Below are 16,687 nucleotides of genomic sequence, written 5' to 3' on the forward strand. Positions count from 1 at the left end.
CCATGGACATCGAAAACGCATTGCTCTCCTTCCTGGCGCAAAACCGCGACCTGATTACGGACAACCGTCCGTTGCGCCTGCGTCTCGACCATCCGACCGGCATACTGGAGGATGTGCTGCTGCCGCAGCGCGTTCACGGCAGTGAGGCGATCTGCGGCGGCATCGAGTACCGCGTGCTGTGCGTATCGCTCGACGCCCATCTGCCGCTGAAGGAACTGATCGCACTGCCCGCCGCCGTCGACATCGTCACCGATACGGGCGAGCTGCGGACTGTATGCGGCATCGTCACCGAAGCCAGTGCCGGCGACAGCGACGGTGGCCTGGCGAGCTACCAGCTGCTGATACAGGACGCACTGGCGGTGATGGAAAAGCGCACCAACACCCGCGTCTTCCGCAACATGAACGAAGTGGATATCGTCTGCACCCTGCTCGACGAGTGGCGCCGTACCAACGCGATTATCGCCGCCTGCTTCGAATACGAAATGGACGAAATCTTCAAACTGCAGGCCTACCCGCGCCGCGAGTTCACGATGCAGTACAACGAGTCCGACGCCGCCTTCATCCGCCGCCTGCTGAAGCGCCGTGGTATCTGCTGGTACTTCTGCCCGGGCGAGAGAGAGGGTCCCTGCCACAAGCTCGTGCTCTTCAACCGAAATGACAGCCTGCCTCGAAGCCCCGCCGCCACGGTTCGCTTCCACCGCGATGCCGCTACGGAGGAGCGGGATGCAATCACTGCCTGGACAGCCACGCGCAAACTGGTACCGGTGAAAGCAATGCGCCATAGCTGGGACTACAAGACGGCGAATAGCTCGCATTTCATGTGCGTTCAGGAGGAGACAGCCAGTAGCAATACTCAGTCGGGAAAACAGCTGAGCGTTAATCTGAGCGACTACCAGGTGCTGAGTCCCCACACCGGCGAAAGTCACGACGATCTGGTGAGCCTGGGGCAACTGGCGATGCAGCGCCACGATTACGATTCAAAGTGCTTCACTGGAGAGGGCGGAGTGCGCGCCTTCCGCGCTGGCGAATACTTCGGCTTCGAAGATCATCCCGAGATCGACGAGCATGAAGCAGGCGACAGGGAATTCGTGCTCACCGCACTGGAGATCGCGAGCCAGAACAACCTGCCCAGGGAACTATCCGACCGCGTAGCCCGTCTATTTTCCCGGAGCGGATGGGAGGGCGCAGCAACCGAACAGATATCCAGCGCGGCGAACCGTACGAGAGTCCGCTTTACCGCAGTTCGCCGCAGCGTTGAAATTGCGCCGGCGTTCGACCCCAGAACGGACGTTCCGGTCGCGCGCATACAGACCGGCATAGTCGTTTGCCCCGAGAATGAAGTAGTCCATTGCGACGCCCTGGCCAGAGTGAAAGTGCGGTTCCCGGCGGCGCGTGCGCCCGATCACGAGCACGCCGGAGGCATTGGCGCATCTGGAACGGATGCCGATTCGGCCTGGATCCGCGTCGCCTCAAATTGGGCGGGGCAGGACTTTGGAACGCTGATGCTGCCTCGTGCGGGTACCGAGGTTCTTGTCGACTTCCTCGGCGGCGACCCGGATAAGCCCATCATCATCGGCCAGCTGTACAACAATCCAGCGCAACCGCCAGCGCTTGAGCGAGGCAGCCTTCCCAGCGGCCGCGCTGTTTCCGGATTCAAAAGCCAGGAGCTTGGCGGAATACGCAGCAACGAACTGTCGCTGGACGACACCGCTGGCCAGATCAACATGCGCCTCGCCTCCGAACATGCCGACAGCCAGCTAAATCTCGGCTTCATGCCCGCTAGGGGCGAAAAAGCGCGCGGCGAAGGTGCGGAGCTACGCAGCGGAAAAGCTGTGAGCGTTCGCGGTGCCGGCGGCATCCTGCTCACGGCTGACACGAGCCAGGGCGTCAACAACGACGCTCTGCACCGTGAAGGTCTGGCCGCCGCGCACGCAACAGCACTATCTGTCGCAGGATTCCTGTCAAAGATCGCCACCGATGTCTCGGAAGATCCGGAAACTACTGATTCACTCAAGAAGCTGAAATCTGATACCGAGAACTGGACAAGTGCTGGCGGTTCGCCCGCATTAGCCATGTTCGGCGAAGCAGGTGCGATTCTTGGCAGCTCACAAAGCATCGCCGTTGCCGCCGATGGCGCCATTGATGCCGCCAGCCGGGAACACACGAGCATCTCCAGTGGAGAGAGCCTCTATCTGCGCGCCACAAAAGCCGTCAGCATGTTGGCCTACAAGCTCGGGATCAAGCTTATTGCGGCGGCAGGAGACATCAAGATGCAATCGCGCGACGGCTGCATCGAAATCATCGCCAGCAAGCGTATCAAGCTGATCGCGAACGAGTTCATCGAACTCCATTCGCCCGCGATCCGAACGATCGCCCAAGGCGCCATGACCGAACACGCTGGCGGAAAGATTGTTCAGCAATGCTCGGCCACACATCAGATCAGGTCTTCGAAGTTCGAGCATGTCGGCGGCGGCGATGGAAAGCCGGAGACAGTGGGCTTCACGAGCGAGGAGAGCTCACACGACCAGCAGGTCGTTGTCTGTGATATGCGTACAAACGAGCCACTTCGAAATCAACCATACCGTATCACTGTCGAAGATGGTCAGATCTTGGAAGGAACAACGGATGAGAGGGGTTTGACCGAACGGTTCGCTACCAAGCTAGCGTTCGCAAATTATCGTATTGAGTTGCTTGACAACGAGGCGATATGACACTCCAGCTACCAATCGATATTCGCGGTGCCGGCCGGTCTACGAAGGGCTACTGCACTCCAAAGGAAGATACGCTGGTTCAGCGAATGTGCATTCCACCAAACCGCGTTCTGCCAATTATCTTTCTTCCCGGGATAATGGGTTCCAACCTGAGGTTGAGTGCCGCGCGTCAGTCCCAGCTTGAAAAGTCAAACAACGTAGCCTGGAGGCCGGACCGACTCGGGGAAATGTGGTCTTATCTTAATGCTACCCCAGCCAGACGCCAGCAGTTACTCGACCCGAAGCATACCGAGGTAGACTCATTCGCGGCTGATAGTTCAACCGGAGACAGAGCTGAAAGTTCGAAGGAAAGACATCAGCTGCCGAAAATTGAGGTTGACATCGACATCGCGGGCGGCTCGCCTTTGTTGGTCGCTGATCCTCCAACTGTAATGGGTCGACGGACCATACAGGACAAGACACGTTCGCGCGGATGGAGCGAGATATATTTCGGGAGCTACAAGGCCGTTCTGGAGAAGTGCGAGCAGGCGTTAAATACATCGCCTGATACGAACGATTGGAGCGAAATAATTGGTTTCGATCCGATCATTTGGGGAGCGATTCCAGAACAACGATTGGCTCCGTTGACGAAGGCGGAATTTTTGGCCGCAACGGCGAACTGTTATTTTCCCGTACACGCAATGGGCTATAACTGGCTCCGTTCGAATGCCGAATCGGCGAAAGTGCTGAAAGATCGTATCGAATCTCTAGTCGACCGATATACGGCGTGCGGGTACCGCTGCGAAAAGGTAATCATCGTAACTCATTCAATGGGTGGAATGGTTGCGCGCGCATTAGTAGACCCTGCGATTGGTGGCCTCGCAAATAAGATCTTAGGGGTTGTCCACGGCGCGATGCCGGCGACTGGTGCACCTGCTGCGTACAAACGGATGCGCTGTGGCTTTGAAGAGCAGCTGTGGGGCTTTCACCCTGCACCGAAAATACTAGGTAATACTGGCGACGAGGTTACAGCTGTCATGGGGAATTCAGCTGGTGGCTTACAACTATTGCCGAGCAAGTCCTATGGCAACGGATGGTTGCGTGTACGGCAGGGAGGCGTCCTGTTTGAGCAACTCCCGAGAAATGGCGATCCATACGAAGAGATCTATAAGTTGAAGAACATCTGGTATGGCTTGCTCAAGGAGGAATGGCTTAACCCTGCTTCCTTCAAGAAAGCAGGAATCTCATACACCTGCGGGCTGCTCGATGAAGCGCGATCGTTCCATGACGCGATCGCCGGAACATATCATGACTGTACCTTTGCACACTATGGTGCTGATGAGGGGCGGCCTTCGTGGGAGCACATCACATGGCACCTCAGTCGTAATGTTAGAAACAGCGATTGGCGCAAACTGGTTATCGCCTCGGACAGCAGGCAAGGAAAGCTTGTGCTACAAACGCGCGGTTCGCCCGCCGGTCAGGATACGGAAGTCGTCGCTGCGACCTTGGCACATTCGCAGGGCGCCGGGGACGAGACGGTCCCTCTCAGGTCTGCCGATCATCAGATGCAAAGCGGGAAGCTGTTAGGTATTTTCAAGCAATCGGGATACGAACACCAATCCAGCTACGGTGCAAAGCAGGTTCTGAACGCAACCTTGTACTGCATTGTTCGGATAGCGCAGACGATGAAATGGGGGGAATGATGCGATTCGCCAATGACAAAATACGACTGTCGTTGTTTGTGTCGATAGCGATTCTCACCTTATGCATGTTAGCTTGGAGGGTTTCAATGGCCTCGCCCAATCAGAAAGTCGAGAACATGTTCGCAACAACGCGAACCATTTGCGCAGGTAGATTTCTGATCGATATACCTGCGTCAGCGACCGTGGTATATGGCGACCTTTGGGGGCCCTACGAGATTGAGCGCTACCCTAACGAGGCAGCCAACATCGAAGCATATCTCTCACGCTATGCGGAAAAGCTCAAAGAGGATCGATCGTTCGCTAGCAAGCAACTTCTTGGGCCGCATTCGATGTTAGGAAAGGTGGTCAAGGGTGCAGCACCGGGCCAGCGACTGTTCTTTGGGGTAGACCGCGGCTCTAGCATCTTCTATGAGATTTACTCGTTAATGCCAGTCGGTGCAGATCTCTTCGTGCAGATAGGAACATCATCGCATAAAGACTACGCCAGCGTTGTAGAGATCCTCAATAGCACTGCGCGTCGGATTGAGCCTCTGCGAGAGAATGGGGTTCCAACATATTCCGGATTCTGCATCGATGGAGCCTTAATTAAAGATGATATCGAGTCTGACGTAGAAAAGGTTCAGATGGGAGTGCGATTGCAGGAGTTCCCGGACGTACACTTCTCTATCGAGATGACTCGAAAAGATTTTCGCGTTGAATCCGATGCTATTGAGCCGAGGCTGGAGGAAGCTCGCCGTAGGGCGTTCGCGATGGGATGGGGCTCCTGGTATAGCCGCATCAAGACACTTCGCAAAGGTGATCGCACGCTTGGCCCATGGAAGGGATTTGAGGTTCTTGTCCACATCCCATCGAGAAAAGAGATCGGTGAGTCGCATGACTTCAATTTTGTCGCACTGGGCATCCCCAAAAATCCCCAAGTGCCTACCATTGACATGAAACTGGATACCGGCGTGCATGACAACCGCCCCGGTGCGGTCAAGCCGAGTGTTACGGACGAGGAGGCCTTGGATATCTGGGACCGGATCACAAAATCAATCCGGTTGCGGCCAGTGGCATCATCGAAATGAGGTTCAGCCATGCCAAACGTAATCCGCATCGGAGACCCAACCTCACATGGCGGCAAGGTAGTGAGTACTAGTGCAAGCCATATACGGGTTGGCGGCAAGCCAGTCGTGCTGGTAGGTGATAAGTGCACCTGCCCACTCACTGGACATCAGGGCTGCACAATCGTCAGCGGAAACCAGAAGCACATCGTCAACGGTGTGGCAGTCGCTTACGAAGGGGACAAAACAAGTTGCGGCGCGACCCTGATTTCGACGGTTAGCAATTTCGAAGAGGGATAAAGTCCGGCCGGCAGCACCTCCGTATTTTTTCTGCTATCAGGTACAAACTGCGTATACTCCACAGATCTGAAAATACGCCCGCGTCCTGAAATGATCGATAAGGAAGTCCCACCGCGAATCCGTCGCAGCCAGACCCTGGCGCTCGTGCTGCTGCTGGTTTGCGGCGTCATTAACTACCTGGACCGCGCCACGCTCGCCGTAGCCAACGAATACATTCGTGCAGACCTTGGCCTTTCGCTCGGCGAGATGGGCCTGCTGCTGTCGGCGTTCTCGTGGAGCTATGCCCTGTGCCAGCTGCCTGTGGGGGGACTGGTGGACAAGGTGGGGCCGCGCTGGCTGCTTGCGATGGGACTCGTCATCTGGTCGCTGGCCCAGGCTGCAGGCGGTCTCGCTTCAACTTTCGGCTACTTTGTGATGGCGCGCATTGTGCTCGGTATCGGCGAAGCGCCGCACTTCCCGGCCGCGGCGCGCGTGGTGAGCAACTGGTTCCCGCCACGTTCGCGTGGCACGCCGACCGGCATCTTCAATTCAGCATCCCCGCTGGGCGTGGCGCTGGCGCCCCTGCTGTTACCGCCCCTGATCGCTGCAACGAGCTGGCATTGGGCCTTCTTCGCCACCGGTGGACTGGGACTGGTGGCTGCTATCGTCTGGGTAACGCTCTACCGGGATCCAGTGCGCGAGCAGCTCTCGGTCGAGGAGCGCGCCTACCTCGATGCGGGTGAGCCGGAAAAGCCTGCGGCGAAAACGAGTTTTGCGGCCTGGTGCGCGCTATTCAAGTACCGCGTTACCTGGGGCATGATGCTGGGCTTTTTCGGCTCGGTGTATCTCAACTGGGTTTACCTGACCTGGCTGCCCGGCTATCTGCGCACCGAGCGCCATATGGACCTTGCCTACGCCGGCCTCGCTGCTTCTGTGCCCTTCCTGTGCGGCTTCGCCGGCGCCCTGATCGCTGGCTGGGCTTCCGACCGCGTAACGCGGTATGCGGTGTCGCCGGTTTCCGGCCGCCGCAAGGCGGTGGTGTGGTCCACGCTGGGCATGGTGGCTTTCACCATTCCCGCTGCACTGGTCGAGAGCAATGTGATGGCCGTGGCCTGCATTTCCATCGTCATCTTCCTGGCCAATGCTTCCTCGGCCTGCGCGTGGTCGCTCGCCACGGTGGCGGCGCCTCCGAGCCGCATCGCATCGCTGGGCGCGATCCAGAATTTCGGCGGTTTCCTTGGCGGCGCGCTGGCGCCTGTCCTGACGGGCTACATCGCGCAGACCTGGTCCTTCGTGCCGGCGCTGCTGACTGGGGCCGGCATCGCTTTCGTTGGCGCGATGTCGTATCAGTTCCTGGTAACGCAGCCTATTCCTGAACAGGACTGAGGCTGCAATAAAAAAGGCCAACCCGATGGGTTGGCCCCTTGCTAATCCCGAATCGGCTTATACGTCGATGTTGCCCGCGCGCAGAGCGTTCGATTCGATGAAGTTGCGGCGTGGTTCCACGTCGTCGCCCATCAGGGTGGTGAAGATCTGGTCGGCGGCAATCGCGTCTTCGATCTGCACTTTCAGCAGGCGGCGCACTTGCGGATCCATGGTGGTTTCCCACAGCTGCTCAGGATTCATCTCGCCCAGACCTTTGTAGCGCTGCTTGGACACCACACGTTCCGCTTCGTCGCGCAGCCACTGCATGGCGTGGTGGAAGTCCACCACGGCGCTGTCCTTGGTGCGCTCGCCTTCGCCGCGGCGGATCACGGCGCCTTCGCCGATCAGGCCCGTGAAGGTGGCTGCTGCCTTGGCCAGCACGGCATAGTCCGCGCCCTGCACGAAGTCGGCGTCGATGGTGCTGACCTTCACGTTACCGTGGTGCATACGCTCGATCACCAGCGCGTGCTTCTCGGACATCTCGTCCGAACGCACGGTCACTTTCACGCTGTTGTCGTTCATGTTCGCGGCCAGTGCCTGCGCGGAAGCCTGTGCGCTTTCCACGGAGCTCAGGTCCAGCGACACGCCGGTCATGATGGCGGTCAGCGCTGCGCGGTCGATCACGCGGGTCAGGCGGGTCATCACGGCGTTGGCCAGGTTGTACTGGCGCGCCAGTTCGCCCAGCGCTTCGCCCTGGATCGGCTCCGCGCCTTCGCGCGGCGTCAGCACGGCGGTGTTCAGCGCCACGTTCATCATGTAGCCCGCTTCTTCCAGATCGTCCTTCAGATAGCGTTCGTCGCGGCCGGCCTTCACCTTGTACAGCGGCGGCTGGGCGATGTAGATATGGCCGCGTTCCACCAGCTGCGGCATCTGGCGGTAGAACAGCGTGAGCAGCAGCGTGCGGATGTGGGCGCCGTCAACGTCCGCGTCGGTCATGATGATGATGCGGTGGTAGCGCAGCTTGTCGGCATTGAATTCGTCCGGGCCGATGGAGGTGCCCAGCGTGGCGATCAGGGTGGTGATCTGCTCGGAAGAGAGCATCTTCTCGAAGCGCGCCTTTTCCACGTTCAGCACCTTGCCGCGCAGCGGCAGGATGGCCTGGAACTTACGGTCGCGGCCCTGCTTGGCGGAGCCGCCTGCGGAGTCACCCTCGACGATGTACAGTTCGCACAGCGCCGGATCCTTTTCCTGGCAGTCGGCCAGCTTGGCCGACAGGCCCAGGCCGTCCATCACGCCCTTGCGGCGGGTCAGGTCGCGCGCCTTGCGTGCCGCTTCGCGCGCACGGGCCGCTTCCACGATCTTGCCGCAGATGATCTTGGCGTCGTTCGGCTTCTCCATCAGGAAGTCGGTCAGCGTCTTGGCCACAATCTCTTCCACCGGGCCGCGCACTTCGGAGGACACCAGCTTGTCCTTGGTCTGCGAGGAGAACTTCGGCTCAGGCACCTTCACCGACAGCACGCAGGTCAGGCCTTCGCGCATGTCGTCGCCGGAGATTTCCACCTTGGCCTTCTTGGCGAATTCGTTCTCGTCGATGTATTTGTTGATCACGCGGGTCATCGCGGCGCGCAGGCCGGTCAGGTGGGTGCCGCCGTCGCGCTGCGGAATGTTATTGGTGAAGCACAGCACTTGCTCGTTGAAGGAATCGTTCCATTGCATGGAAACGTCCACCGAGATCGTGGTGTTCTGGTCCGACTGGCGCTCGCCGGTGGCCTGGAACACCGTTGGATGCAGCACCGTCTTGGCCTTGTTGATGTACTCCACGAAGCCGCGCGTGCCGCCTTCGAAGGCGAACAGTTCTTCCTTGCCGGTGCGCTGGTCGGAGAGCTTGATGTTCACGCCGTTGTTCAGGAAGGACAGCTCGCGGATACGCTTGGCCAGGATCTCGTAGTGGAATTCCACATGCGTGAAAATCTCTTCGTCGGCCCAGAAGTGCACATCGGTGCCGCGCTTGTCGGTCTCGCCGATCACTTTGATCGGGGATACGGCCACGCCATCGCGCATTTCGATTTCGCGGTTCTGCGGCACGCCGCGCACGAATTCCATCTGGTGCACTTTGCCGTCGCGGCGAATGGTCACGCGCAGCAGCTTGGACAGGGCGTTCACGCAGGATACGCCCACGCCGTGCAAGCCGCCCGACACCTTGTAGGAGTTCTGGTCGAACTTGCCGCCGGCGTGCAATTCGGTCAGCACGATCTCCGCCGCGGAACGCTTCGGCTCGTGCTTGTCATCCATCTTCAGGCCGACAGGAATGCCGCGGCCATTGTCGGTAATCGAAATCGAGTTATCCGAATGAATCGTCACGTGGATTTCGGTGCAGTATCCCGCCAGCGATTCGTCGATTGAGTTGTCCAGCACTTCAAACACCAGGTGGTGCAGGCCGGTGCCGTCCGAAGTGTCACCGATATACATGCCTGGACGTTTGCGAACTGCCTCCAGGCCTTCCAGAATCTGGATCGAGGAGGCGCCGTATTCTTCGGTTTTTGCCTGCACTTGTGCTGCGTTTTGGCTTTCGGACATGGACTGCTTTCTCAAATTACGATGACTGATTGAATCGGGAACTGCTCTCCGCTACGGATCAAATCCGCATCGGCATCACGACGTACTTGAAGTCTGGATTATCTGGAATCGAAATCAGGGCCGAGGAATTGGAATCGCCCAGCGCCACGTTCACCTGCTCGCACTTGAGGTTATTCAGCACGTCCAGCAGGTAGGTTACGTTGAAGCCGATATCGATGTTATCGCCGCCGTAGTCGATTTCCAGTTCTTCCACCGCCTCTTCCTGGTCGGCGTTGGTGGACGAAATCTTCAGCGAGCCGGGGCTGATAATGCAGCGCACGCCCTTGAACTTATCGCTGGTCATGATGGCGGCGCGCTGCAGGGAGCGCAGCAGCTCATCGCGGCCGATGGTGAAGTCGTTCTTGTAGCCCTTCGGGATCACGCGCGTGTAGTCGGGGAACTTGCCCTCCACCAGCTTGGAAATCAGCTCGATGTCGGCGAAGGTCAGCTTGACCTGGCTGCCGGCGATATCCAGCTGCACCGGCTCGTCGTTCTCTTCCAGCAGGCGTTGCAGCTCGATGATGGTCTTGCGCGGAATGATCACTTCCTGGCGCTCGAAGGCCTGTTCGGTCTCCACCTGGCAGAAGGCCAGGCGGTGGCCGTCGGTGGCCACGGCGATCACGTTCTTGCCGTCCAAAACCAGCAGCAGGCCGTTCAGGTAGTAGCGAATGTCCTGCTGCGCCATCGAGAAGTGCACCATGTTGAACAGGTGCTTCAGCGTTTTTTGCGGCAGCGTGAAGGAGGCGTTGAAGCTGTCGGCTTCCTGCACGGTCGGGAATTCTTCGGCGGCCAGGGTCTGCAGCGCGAAGCGCGATTTACCGCTTTGCACGGTCAGGCGCTTGTTCAGCAGCGTCATCGTCACGTCGCCCGATTCGGGCAGGGCGCGCAGGATGTCCAGCAGCTTGCGCGCGGCCACGGTGGTGCCGGTCACGTCGGCGCCGGAGCCGATCTCCGCGCGCGTGGTGATCTGCACTTCCGTGTCGGTCGACAGGAAGGAAACGCTTTCGCCATCCTTGCGGATGAGGATATTGGCCAGAATCGGCATAGTGTGCCGACGCTCGACAATACCGCTCACGATCTGCAGTGGCCGGAGAAGCGTGTCTCGGGTGGTTTTGACCAGTTGCATAAATATCCTCGAAAGAAAGTGTTAAGACAGACTATTAATTCTTTTGCATCTATTGCGGTTTAGCACAATAGTTTATCAAACCAAATGCTCAGGCTCCTCAGCCTTTCAGGGTCTGCTCCAGCACGTGCAGCTCGTGGTTGCATTCCGGGTTCTTGGTGCGGTCCTGCGCGATCTTGCGCACCGCGTGCAGCACGGTGGTGTGATCGCGTCCGCCAAACAGCTCTCCGATCTCCGGCAGGCTCTTTTGCGTCAGCTCCTTGGCCAGGTACATCGCAATCTGGCGTGGACGGGCAATATTGGCCGGGCGGCGCTTCGAATACATGTCCGCCACCTTGATATTGAAGAAGTCCGCCACCGTTTTCTGGATGTTCTCCACGCTGATCTGGCGGTTCTGCACCGACAGCAGGTCTTTCAGCGCTTCCTTCACAATATCGATCGAAATGTCTTTGCCGTGGAAGCGCGAGTAGGCGAGGATCTTGCGCAGCGCGCCTTCCAGCTCGCGCACGTTGGAGCGCAGGTGCTTGGCCACGAAGAAGGCCACGTCATCGGAGAGCGTCACGCCTTCCGACTTCGCCTTCTTCAGCAGGATCGCCACCCGCATCTCCAGCTCCGGCGGTTCGATGGCCACGGTCAGGCCCGAATCGAAGCGCGAGATCAGGCGGTCGTCCATGCCGGTGATCTCTTTGGGATAGGTATCGCTGGTGATGATGATCTGCTTCTTCGCAGCGATCAGCGCTTCGAAGGCATAGAAGAACTCTTCCTGCGTGCGGCTCTTACCGCCGAAGAACTGGATATCGTCGATCAGCAGCATGTCCAGCGAGTGGTAGTAATGCTTGAAATCGTCGAAGCCCTTGCGCTGGTAGGCCGTCACCACGTCGCGCACATACTGCTCGGCGTGGATGTAGCGGATGCGCGCGCCCGGCTGGTCGGCCATCACCTGGTTGCCGATCGCGTGGATCAAGTGGGTTTTACCCAGGCCCACGCCGCCATAGAAGAACAGCGGGTTATACGACACGCCCGGATTGTTCGCCACCTGGATGGCGGCGGCGCGCGCCAGCTGGTTGGCCTTACCGGTCACAAAGCTGTCGAAGGTCAGGTCGGTGTTGATGCGGCTCTGTTCGCGGCCCTTGGCGTTGGCGTACTCATTGCCCGCGGTGGACGCGGCGCTCGGCGGCATATCGCCGGCGCGCGAGTCCGGCGTATGGACGGCGGGCGCGGACATGCCGGCCGGCGCCGGCGCAGCCGGTTTCTTGGCCGGGTTCAGGCGCGGGTCGAGCACGAACTGCACATCGGTGGGCGCTTCCCAGTACTGCGACGCGAGCTGGGTAATGCGGCTGGCGAATTGCGACTTCACCCAATCCAGCTTGAAGCGGTTGGGTGCAGCAATGCGCAACTTGCCATTCTCATAATCGAGCGGTACAAGCGGTTTAATCCACGCGCTGAATTGCTGCGGCGTCAGCTCAAGTTCCAGTTGGGCGGAACAGGTCTGCCAGAAATTATCCATGAATCGTCTATCTGCAAAAGCTTGGGGAGGGCGTTCCGAACGCCACACGTAACACGCTATTCTAACCCCTAAGCCCACAAGTTATCCACAGGCATTTGCGGATTTTTGCTACCGTGCGGGGCCCGGGAAAGCCCACCGACGGTTGACAAGCGGTGGGCAAACACTGATAATTCAGGGTTCCCCGCCCGTACTCCGTGATTTTGCAGTTTACGATCAGCGCGGATGAAGCGGGCGATGAGATTGGCAGCTTGTGCCGGAAGTGTGTGGCATAAGTGCGCGAAATGTCATTGGCACCAATAACTGAAGGGATTATCTGGCGCGCCGGCGGTGCGGCAGACCCGATTTTGCATTTTTTTGCTTCTTTAGCGAGACCAACATGAAACGTACTTACCAACCTTCCGTTGTGCGTCGCAAGCGCACCCACGGCTTCCGCGCACGTATGGCTACCCGTGGCGGCCGTCAGGTTCTGAACGCACGCCGCGCCAAGGGCCGCAAGCGTCTGGCTGTATAAGCCACCTGCTTGTAGCTGATCGCGTGGACAGCTGTTTGAACGGCTCGACAGGCGAAGGTTCCCACGACTTCGCGCGCGCTCGGCGCATCGTTAAAACGGATGAATTTTCATCCGTTTTTCGTTTGCGCCCTGCCCAGAAAAGCGCGCATTTCGTGCTCTATACCCGCCCGAATCAGCTGCCGAATGCGCGGCTGGGGGTGGTTGTTGCCAAAAAGCTGGCGCCGCGCGCCGTCACCCGCAACACCATCAAGCGCGTCAGCCGTGAGCTTTTTCGCAATAGTGCATTGCCGCCAATTGATTGCCTGGTGCGGCTGGCCAAGCCGGTGAACAGCAAGGCGGGACCGGCGACGACGGCCAAACTGAAGGCCGAGCTGCGCGTGGAACTCACGCGCCTGTTCGCCTCGCAAACCAGGGCCCGGCCTGCGCGATGAAAGCTGTCCTCACTTTCCTGCTGCGTTTCTACCAGGTGGCCATCAGCCCGATGATGGGGCCACGCTGCCGCTTTTATCCCAGCTGCTCGAACTACGCCATTGAAGCCCTGCGCACGCATGGCGCGGCAAAAGGCAGCTGGCTGGCTGCGCGCCGCGTGTGCCGCTGCCATCCATGGAATCCGGGCGGACACGATCCTGTGCCCGCCGCCAAGCATTCTTCACCAACCGCCTGCGGTTGCAACCACTCCTGACCTACCCAATGGATATCAATAAACGCACCATCCTGTGGATCGTCTTCGCTGTTTCGCTGGTCTTCCTGTGGAACCAGTGGATGGTCCACACCGGCCAGCCTTCGATGTTTGCGCCGGCGCCGGCCAAACAGGCCGCCGCTCCTGCCAACGCCGCCGCCACGCCAGCTCCTGCGGCACAAGCTGCTGCCGGCGCTGCTGCTGCCGTGCCGGGCGCCGCTGCGCCATTCAAGAGCGAGATCGTGACCATCACGACCGACGTGTTCAAGATGGATATCGACACGCTGGGCGGCCAGATCAAGCGCCTGGAACTGCTGAAATATAAGGACGGCATCGACCCGACCAAAAACCAGCTGCTGTTCCAGGAAGCGGGCAACCGTGTTTACCTTGGCCAGACCGGCCTGGTGGGCGCGCCGAACCTGCCGAACCACCACACCGGTTTCGTGGTGCGTCCGGGCCCGCGCGTGCTGGGCGACGCCAACCAGATCCAGCTGGTCATGGATGCGGAGCAGGGCGGTGTGCGCCTGACCAAGACCTTCACCTTCAAGCGCGGCGACTATGTGGTGGACGTGCGCCACGACGTGACCAACACCGGCACCACGCCGCTGAATCCAGAGCTCTACCTGCAACTGGTCCACGACGGCAACAAGCCTGAGGGTTCCTCGTGGCTGAACCCGAGCTTCATCGCGCCGACCCTGTACACGGCGGCCGACCACTACAAGAAGCTGAGCTTCGAGAAGATCGAGAAGGAAGACGCAGCGCAGCGCGAGAATCCGGGTAAGCCTTTCACGCCGGATCACCCGACCAAGGCCGATAACGGCTGGTTCGCCATCTCGCAGCACTTCTTCGTGTCGGCCTTCGTGCCGCAGCAGAAGATCACGCACGACATCTTTACCAAGAAAGTGGCAGCAAATACCTACGCCATCGGCGTGGTGCAGCCGCTGGGCATGGTGAATCCGGGTGTTACCGTCACCAACAACGCCAAGCTGTACACCGGCCCGCAGGAAGAAAAGCCGCTGGAAAAAGTGTCGCCGGGCCTGGAACTGGTGAAGGACTACGGCATGCTGACCATCATCGCCAAGCCGATGTACTGGGTGATGGAACACATCCACAGCGCGCTGGGTAACTGGGGCTGGACCATCATCGCCTTCACCATCCTGATCAAGCTGATCTTCTTCCCACTGTCCGCCGCGAGCTACCGCAGCATGGCGAAGATGAAAGTGGTCACGCCGAAGATGACGGCTATCCGCGAGCGCCACAAAGGCGACCCGCAGAAGATGAACCAGGCCATGATGGAGCTGTACAAGACCGAGAAGATCAATCCGCTGGGCGGCTGCCTGCCTATCCTGGTGCAGATGCCGGTCTTCATCGCCCTGTACTGGGTGCTGAACGCGTCGGTCGAAATGCGCGGCGCACCTTGGCTGGGCTGGATCACTGACCTTACCAAGCCGGACCCATACTTCGTGCTGCCGGTGCTGTACGCAATTTCCATGTACATCACCACCAAGCTGAATCCGCAGCCGGCTGACCCGATGCAGGCCAAGATGATGATGTTCATGCCGCTGGCCTTCTCGCTGATGTTCCTGTTCTTCCCGTCCGGCCTGGTGCTGTACTGGGTGGTGAACAACGTGCTGTCGATTGCCCAGCAGTGGGTGATCACCAAGAAGATCGTACCGGCAGACGTCAAGTAAACACGGCGCTGTTGCTAAAAAACCCGTGCCTCCCGCACGGGTTTTTTTATTACTCTAGAATTCAGCTATGAACCTCGATTCCTCTCCCATCGCCGCCATCGCCACCGCGCCTGGACGCGGCGGCATCGGCGTTGTGCGCGCCTCCGGCAAGAACCTGAAAGCGCTGGCGCAAGCCCTGTTCGGCAGCGTGGACCTGAAGCCGCGCCACGCCACCTATATCCCGTTCACGAACGCGGATGGCACCATCATCGACCAGGGCATCGCCATCTACTTCAAGGGACCGCATTCCTATACGGGAGAGGACGTGCTGGAGCTGCAGGGCCACGGCGGCCCCATTGTGCTGCAGATGCTGCTGCAGCGCGTCCTGCAAGCAGGACATGACCTCGGCCTGCGCCTTGCGGAACCGGGCGAATTCACGCGCCGGGCCTACCTGAACGACAAGCTCGACCTCGCGCAGGCCGAAGCGGTGGCCGACCTGATTGACGCCTCTACCGAAGCGGCGGCCAAGTCGGCCTCGCAATCGCTGTCCGGCGTGTTCTCGCAAACCATCCACGCGCTGGTGGAGCGCGTAACGCACCTGCGCATGCTGGTGGAAGCCACGCTCGACTTCCCGGAAGAAGAAATCGACTTCCTCGAAAAATCCGACGCGCGCGGCCAGCTCAAAGGCATCGTGGAAGCGCTGGACGCCGTGTTCCGCCAGGCCTCGCAAGGCGCGCTGCTGCGCGAAGGCCTGAACGTGGTGCTGGTGGGCCAGCCGAACGTCGGCAAGTCCTCCTTGCTGAATGCGCTTGCGGGCGCCGACGTCGCCATCGTCACGCCGATTGCGGGCACCACGCGCGACAAGGTCAGCGAAACCATCCAGATCGAAGGCATCCCGCTCAACATCATCGACACCGCAGGCATCCGCGGCCACGATGAAGCGGTGGATGTGGTGGAGCGTATCGGCATCGAACGCACCTGGGGCGAAGTCGGCAAGGCTGACGTCATCCTGCACATGCTGGACGCCGACCACGGCCCCACGCGTTCGGACGAATCCATAGCCGCCGCCTTCCCCGACGGCGTGCCGGTGCTGCGCATCTGGAACAAGATCGACCTCTCCGGTCACAAGCCGGCGGTAGACCAGATGGACGACGCTACCCACATCTACCTGTCCGCCAACGCGCACCTGGGCATCGATCTGCTGCGCGCGGAGCTGCTGCGCATCGCCGGCTGGCAGCAGACGGGCGAATCGCTTTACCTGGCGCGCGAACGCCACCTCATCGCCCTGAAGAACGCCGCCCGCCACCTTGACCTCGCCGGCCAGCACGCCGCGCAAACCGACCAGTCGCTCGACCTCTTCGCCGAAGAACTGCGCCTGGCCCAGGTCCAGCTCTCCAGCATCACCGGCGCCTTCTCTTCCGACGACCTGCTGGGCGTGATCTTCAGCCGCTTCTGTATCGGCAAGTAGAACTCGTGTCCACGTCTCTACCTTGCCTCAAAA

The 16,687-nt window shown here is 59.7% G+C and carries 13 protein-coding genes; 10 read left to right on the plus strand and 3 right to left on the minus strand.

Annotation, left to right across the window (positions count from 1 at the left end; all coding sequences use genetic code 11):
• The first annotated feature begins 2 nt into the window (after positions 1-2).
• The 5 genes from ACJRPG_RS23425 (at position 3) to ACJRPG_RS23445 (ending at position 7,101) form a co-directional block, all read left to right on the plus strand.
• Positions 3-2,711, plus strand: coding sequence for a type VI secretion system Vgr family protein (locus ACJRPG_RS23425; RefSeq protein WP_408002522.1), 2,709 nt, complete (start codon positions 3-5; stop codon positions 2,709-2,711).
• A complete protein-coding gene (locus ACJRPG_RS23430; RefSeq protein WP_408002523.1) occupies positions 2,708-4,393 on the plus strand; it encodes a Tle4 family T6SS lipase effector in 1,686 nt (561 codons plus the stop codon). Before ACJRPG_RS23425 ends, ACJRPG_RS23430 begins: the two co-directional genes overlap by 4 nt.
• An 86-nt stretch (positions 4,394-4,479) precedes the next feature.
• Positions 4,480-5,460: a T6SS immunity protein Tli4 family protein gene (locus ACJRPG_RS23435; RefSeq protein ID WP_408002524.1), complete on the plus strand. Its 981-nt coding sequence runs from the start codon at positions 4,480-4,482 to the stop codon at positions 5,458-5,460.
• 9 nt (positions 5,461-5,469) lie between these two features.
• Positions 5,470-5,736 carry a PAAR domain-containing protein gene (locus ACJRPG_RS23440; RefSeq protein ID WP_408002525.1) on the plus strand — a complete coding sequence of 89 codons (267 nt, stop codon included), beginning with the start codon at positions 5,470-5,472 and terminating at the stop codon, positions 5,734-5,736.
• Between the two features lie 90 nt (positions 5,737-5,826).
• A complete protein-coding gene (locus ACJRPG_RS23445) occupies positions 5,827-7,101 on the plus strand; it encodes an MFS transporter (protein WP_408002526.1) in 1,275 nt (424 codons plus the stop codon).
• A gap of 57 nt (positions 7,102-7,158) precedes the next feature.
• On the opposite strand, the gene gyrB is transcribed toward ACJRPG_RS23445, so the two are convergent.
• From gyrB to dnaA, 3 genes are all read right to left on the minus strand, one after another.
• Complete coding sequence (gene gyrB / locus ACJRPG_RS23450; RefSeq protein WP_408002527.1) at positions 7,159-9,657, minus strand: DNA topoisomerase (ATP-hydrolyzing) subunit B; 2,499 nt, start codon at positions 9,655-9,657, stop codon at positions 7,159-7,161.
• Positions 9,658-9,715: 58 nt separating this feature from the next.
• A complete protein-coding gene (gene dnaN, locus ACJRPG_RS23455; protein ID WP_408002528.1) occupies positions 9,716-10,822 on the minus strand; it encodes a DNA polymerase III subunit beta in 1,107 nt (368 codons plus the stop codon).
• A gap of 97 nt (positions 10,823-10,919) precedes the next feature.
• Positions 10,920-12,326, minus strand: coding sequence for a chromosomal replication initiator protein DnaA (gene dnaA, locus ACJRPG_RS23460; protein WP_408002529.1), 1,407 nt, complete (start codon positions 12,324-12,326; stop codon positions 10,920-10,922).
• Between the two features lie 376 nt (positions 12,327-12,702).
• Here dnaA and rpmH point away from each other — a divergent pair, with 376 nt between their 5' ends.
• The 5 genes from rpmH (at position 12,703) to mnmE (ending at position 16,654) form a co-directional block, all read left to right on the plus strand.
• Positions 12,703-12,837 carry a 50S ribosomal protein L34 gene (gene rpmH, locus ACJRPG_RS23465; RefSeq protein ID WP_040378179.1) on the plus strand — a complete coding sequence of 45 codons (135 nt, stop codon included), beginning with the start codon at positions 12,703-12,705 and terminating at the stop codon, positions 12,835-12,837.
• A 35-nt stretch (positions 12,838-12,872) separates the two neighbouring features.
• On the plus strand, positions 12,873-13,268 hold the full coding sequence (rnpA, locus tag ACJRPG_RS23470; protein WP_408002530.1) for a ribonuclease P protein component: 396 nt from the start codon (positions 12,873-12,875) through the stop codon (positions 13,266-13,268).
• Entirely contained in the window at positions 13,265-13,519 is a 255-nt protein-coding gene (yidD, locus tag ACJRPG_RS23475) for a membrane protein insertion efficiency factor YidD (protein WP_408002531.1), read from the plus strand. Before rnpA ends, yidD begins: the two co-directional genes overlap by 4 nt.
• Positions 13,520-13,527: 8 nt before the next feature.
• Complete coding sequence (yidC, locus tag ACJRPG_RS23480; RefSeq protein ID WP_408002532.1) at positions 13,528-15,207, plus strand: membrane protein insertase YidC; 1,680 nt, start codon at positions 13,528-13,530, stop codon at positions 15,205-15,207.
• A 67-nt stretch (positions 15,208-15,274) separates the two neighbouring features.
• A complete protein-coding gene (gene mnmE / locus ACJRPG_RS23485) occupies positions 15,275-16,654 on the plus strand; it encodes a tRNA uridine-5-carboxymethylaminomethyl(34) synthesis GTPase MnmE (RefSeq protein ID WP_408002533.1) in 1,380 nt (459 codons plus the stop codon).
• Positions 16,655-16,687 lie beyond the last annotated feature (33 nt).

This window comes from Pseudoduganella rhizocola (assembly GCF_045984285.3).
Taxonomy (GTDB): domain Bacteria; phylum Pseudomonadota; class Gammaproteobacteria; order Burkholderiales; family Burkholderiaceae_D; genus Rugamonas.

What these genes read in the sequence shown, in the direction of transcription:
- yidD (WP_408002531.1), top strand. Translation starts at nt 13,265, where the DNA reads ATGAAAGCTGTCCTCACTTTCCTGCTGCGTTTCTACCAGGTGGCCATC.
- dnaA (WP_408002529.1), bottom strand. Translation starts at nt 12,326, where the DNA reads ATGGATAATTTCTGGCAGACCTGTTCCGCCCAACTGGAACTTGAGCTG.
- rpmH (WP_040378179.1), top strand. Translation starts at nt 12,703, where the DNA reads ATGAAACGTACTTACCAACCTTCCGTTGTGCGTCGCAAGCGCACCCAC.
- ACJRPG_RS23435 (WP_408002524.1), top strand. Translation starts at nt 4,480, where the DNA reads ATGGCCTCGCCCAATCAGAAAGTCGAGAACATGTTCGCAACAACGCGA.
- dnaN (WP_408002528.1), bottom strand. Translation starts at nt 10,822, where the DNA reads ATGCAACTGGTCAAAACCACCCGAGACACGCTTCTCCGGCCACTGCAG.
- ACJRPG_RS23445 (WP_408002526.1), top strand. Translation starts at nt 5,827, where the DNA reads ATGATCGATAAGGAAGTCCCACCGCGAATCCGTCGCAGCCAGACCCTG.
- yidC (WP_408002532.1), top strand. Translation starts at nt 13,528, where the DNA reads ATGGATATCAATAAACGCACCATCCTGTGGATCGTCTTCGCTGTTTCG.
- ACJRPG_RS23440 (WP_408002525.1), top strand. Translation starts at nt 5,470, where the DNA reads ATGCCAAACGTAATCCGCATCGGAGACCCAACCTCACATGGCGGCAAG.
- ACJRPG_RS23425 (WP_408002522.1), top strand. Translation starts at nt 3, where the DNA reads ATGGACATCGAAAACGCATTGCTCTCCTTCCTGGCGCAAAACCGCGAC.
- ACJRPG_RS23430 (WP_408002523.1), top strand. Translation starts at nt 2,708, where the DNA reads ATGACACTCCAGCTACCAATCGATATTCGCGGTGCCGGCCGGTCTACG.
- mnmE (WP_408002533.1), top strand. Translation starts at nt 15,275, where the DNA reads ATGAACCTCGATTCCTCTCCCATCGCCGCCATCGCCACCGCGCCTGGA.
- gyrB (WP_408002527.1), bottom strand. Translation starts at nt 9,657, where the DNA reads ATGTCCGAAAGCCAAAACGCAGCACAAGTGCAGGCAAAAACCGAAGAA.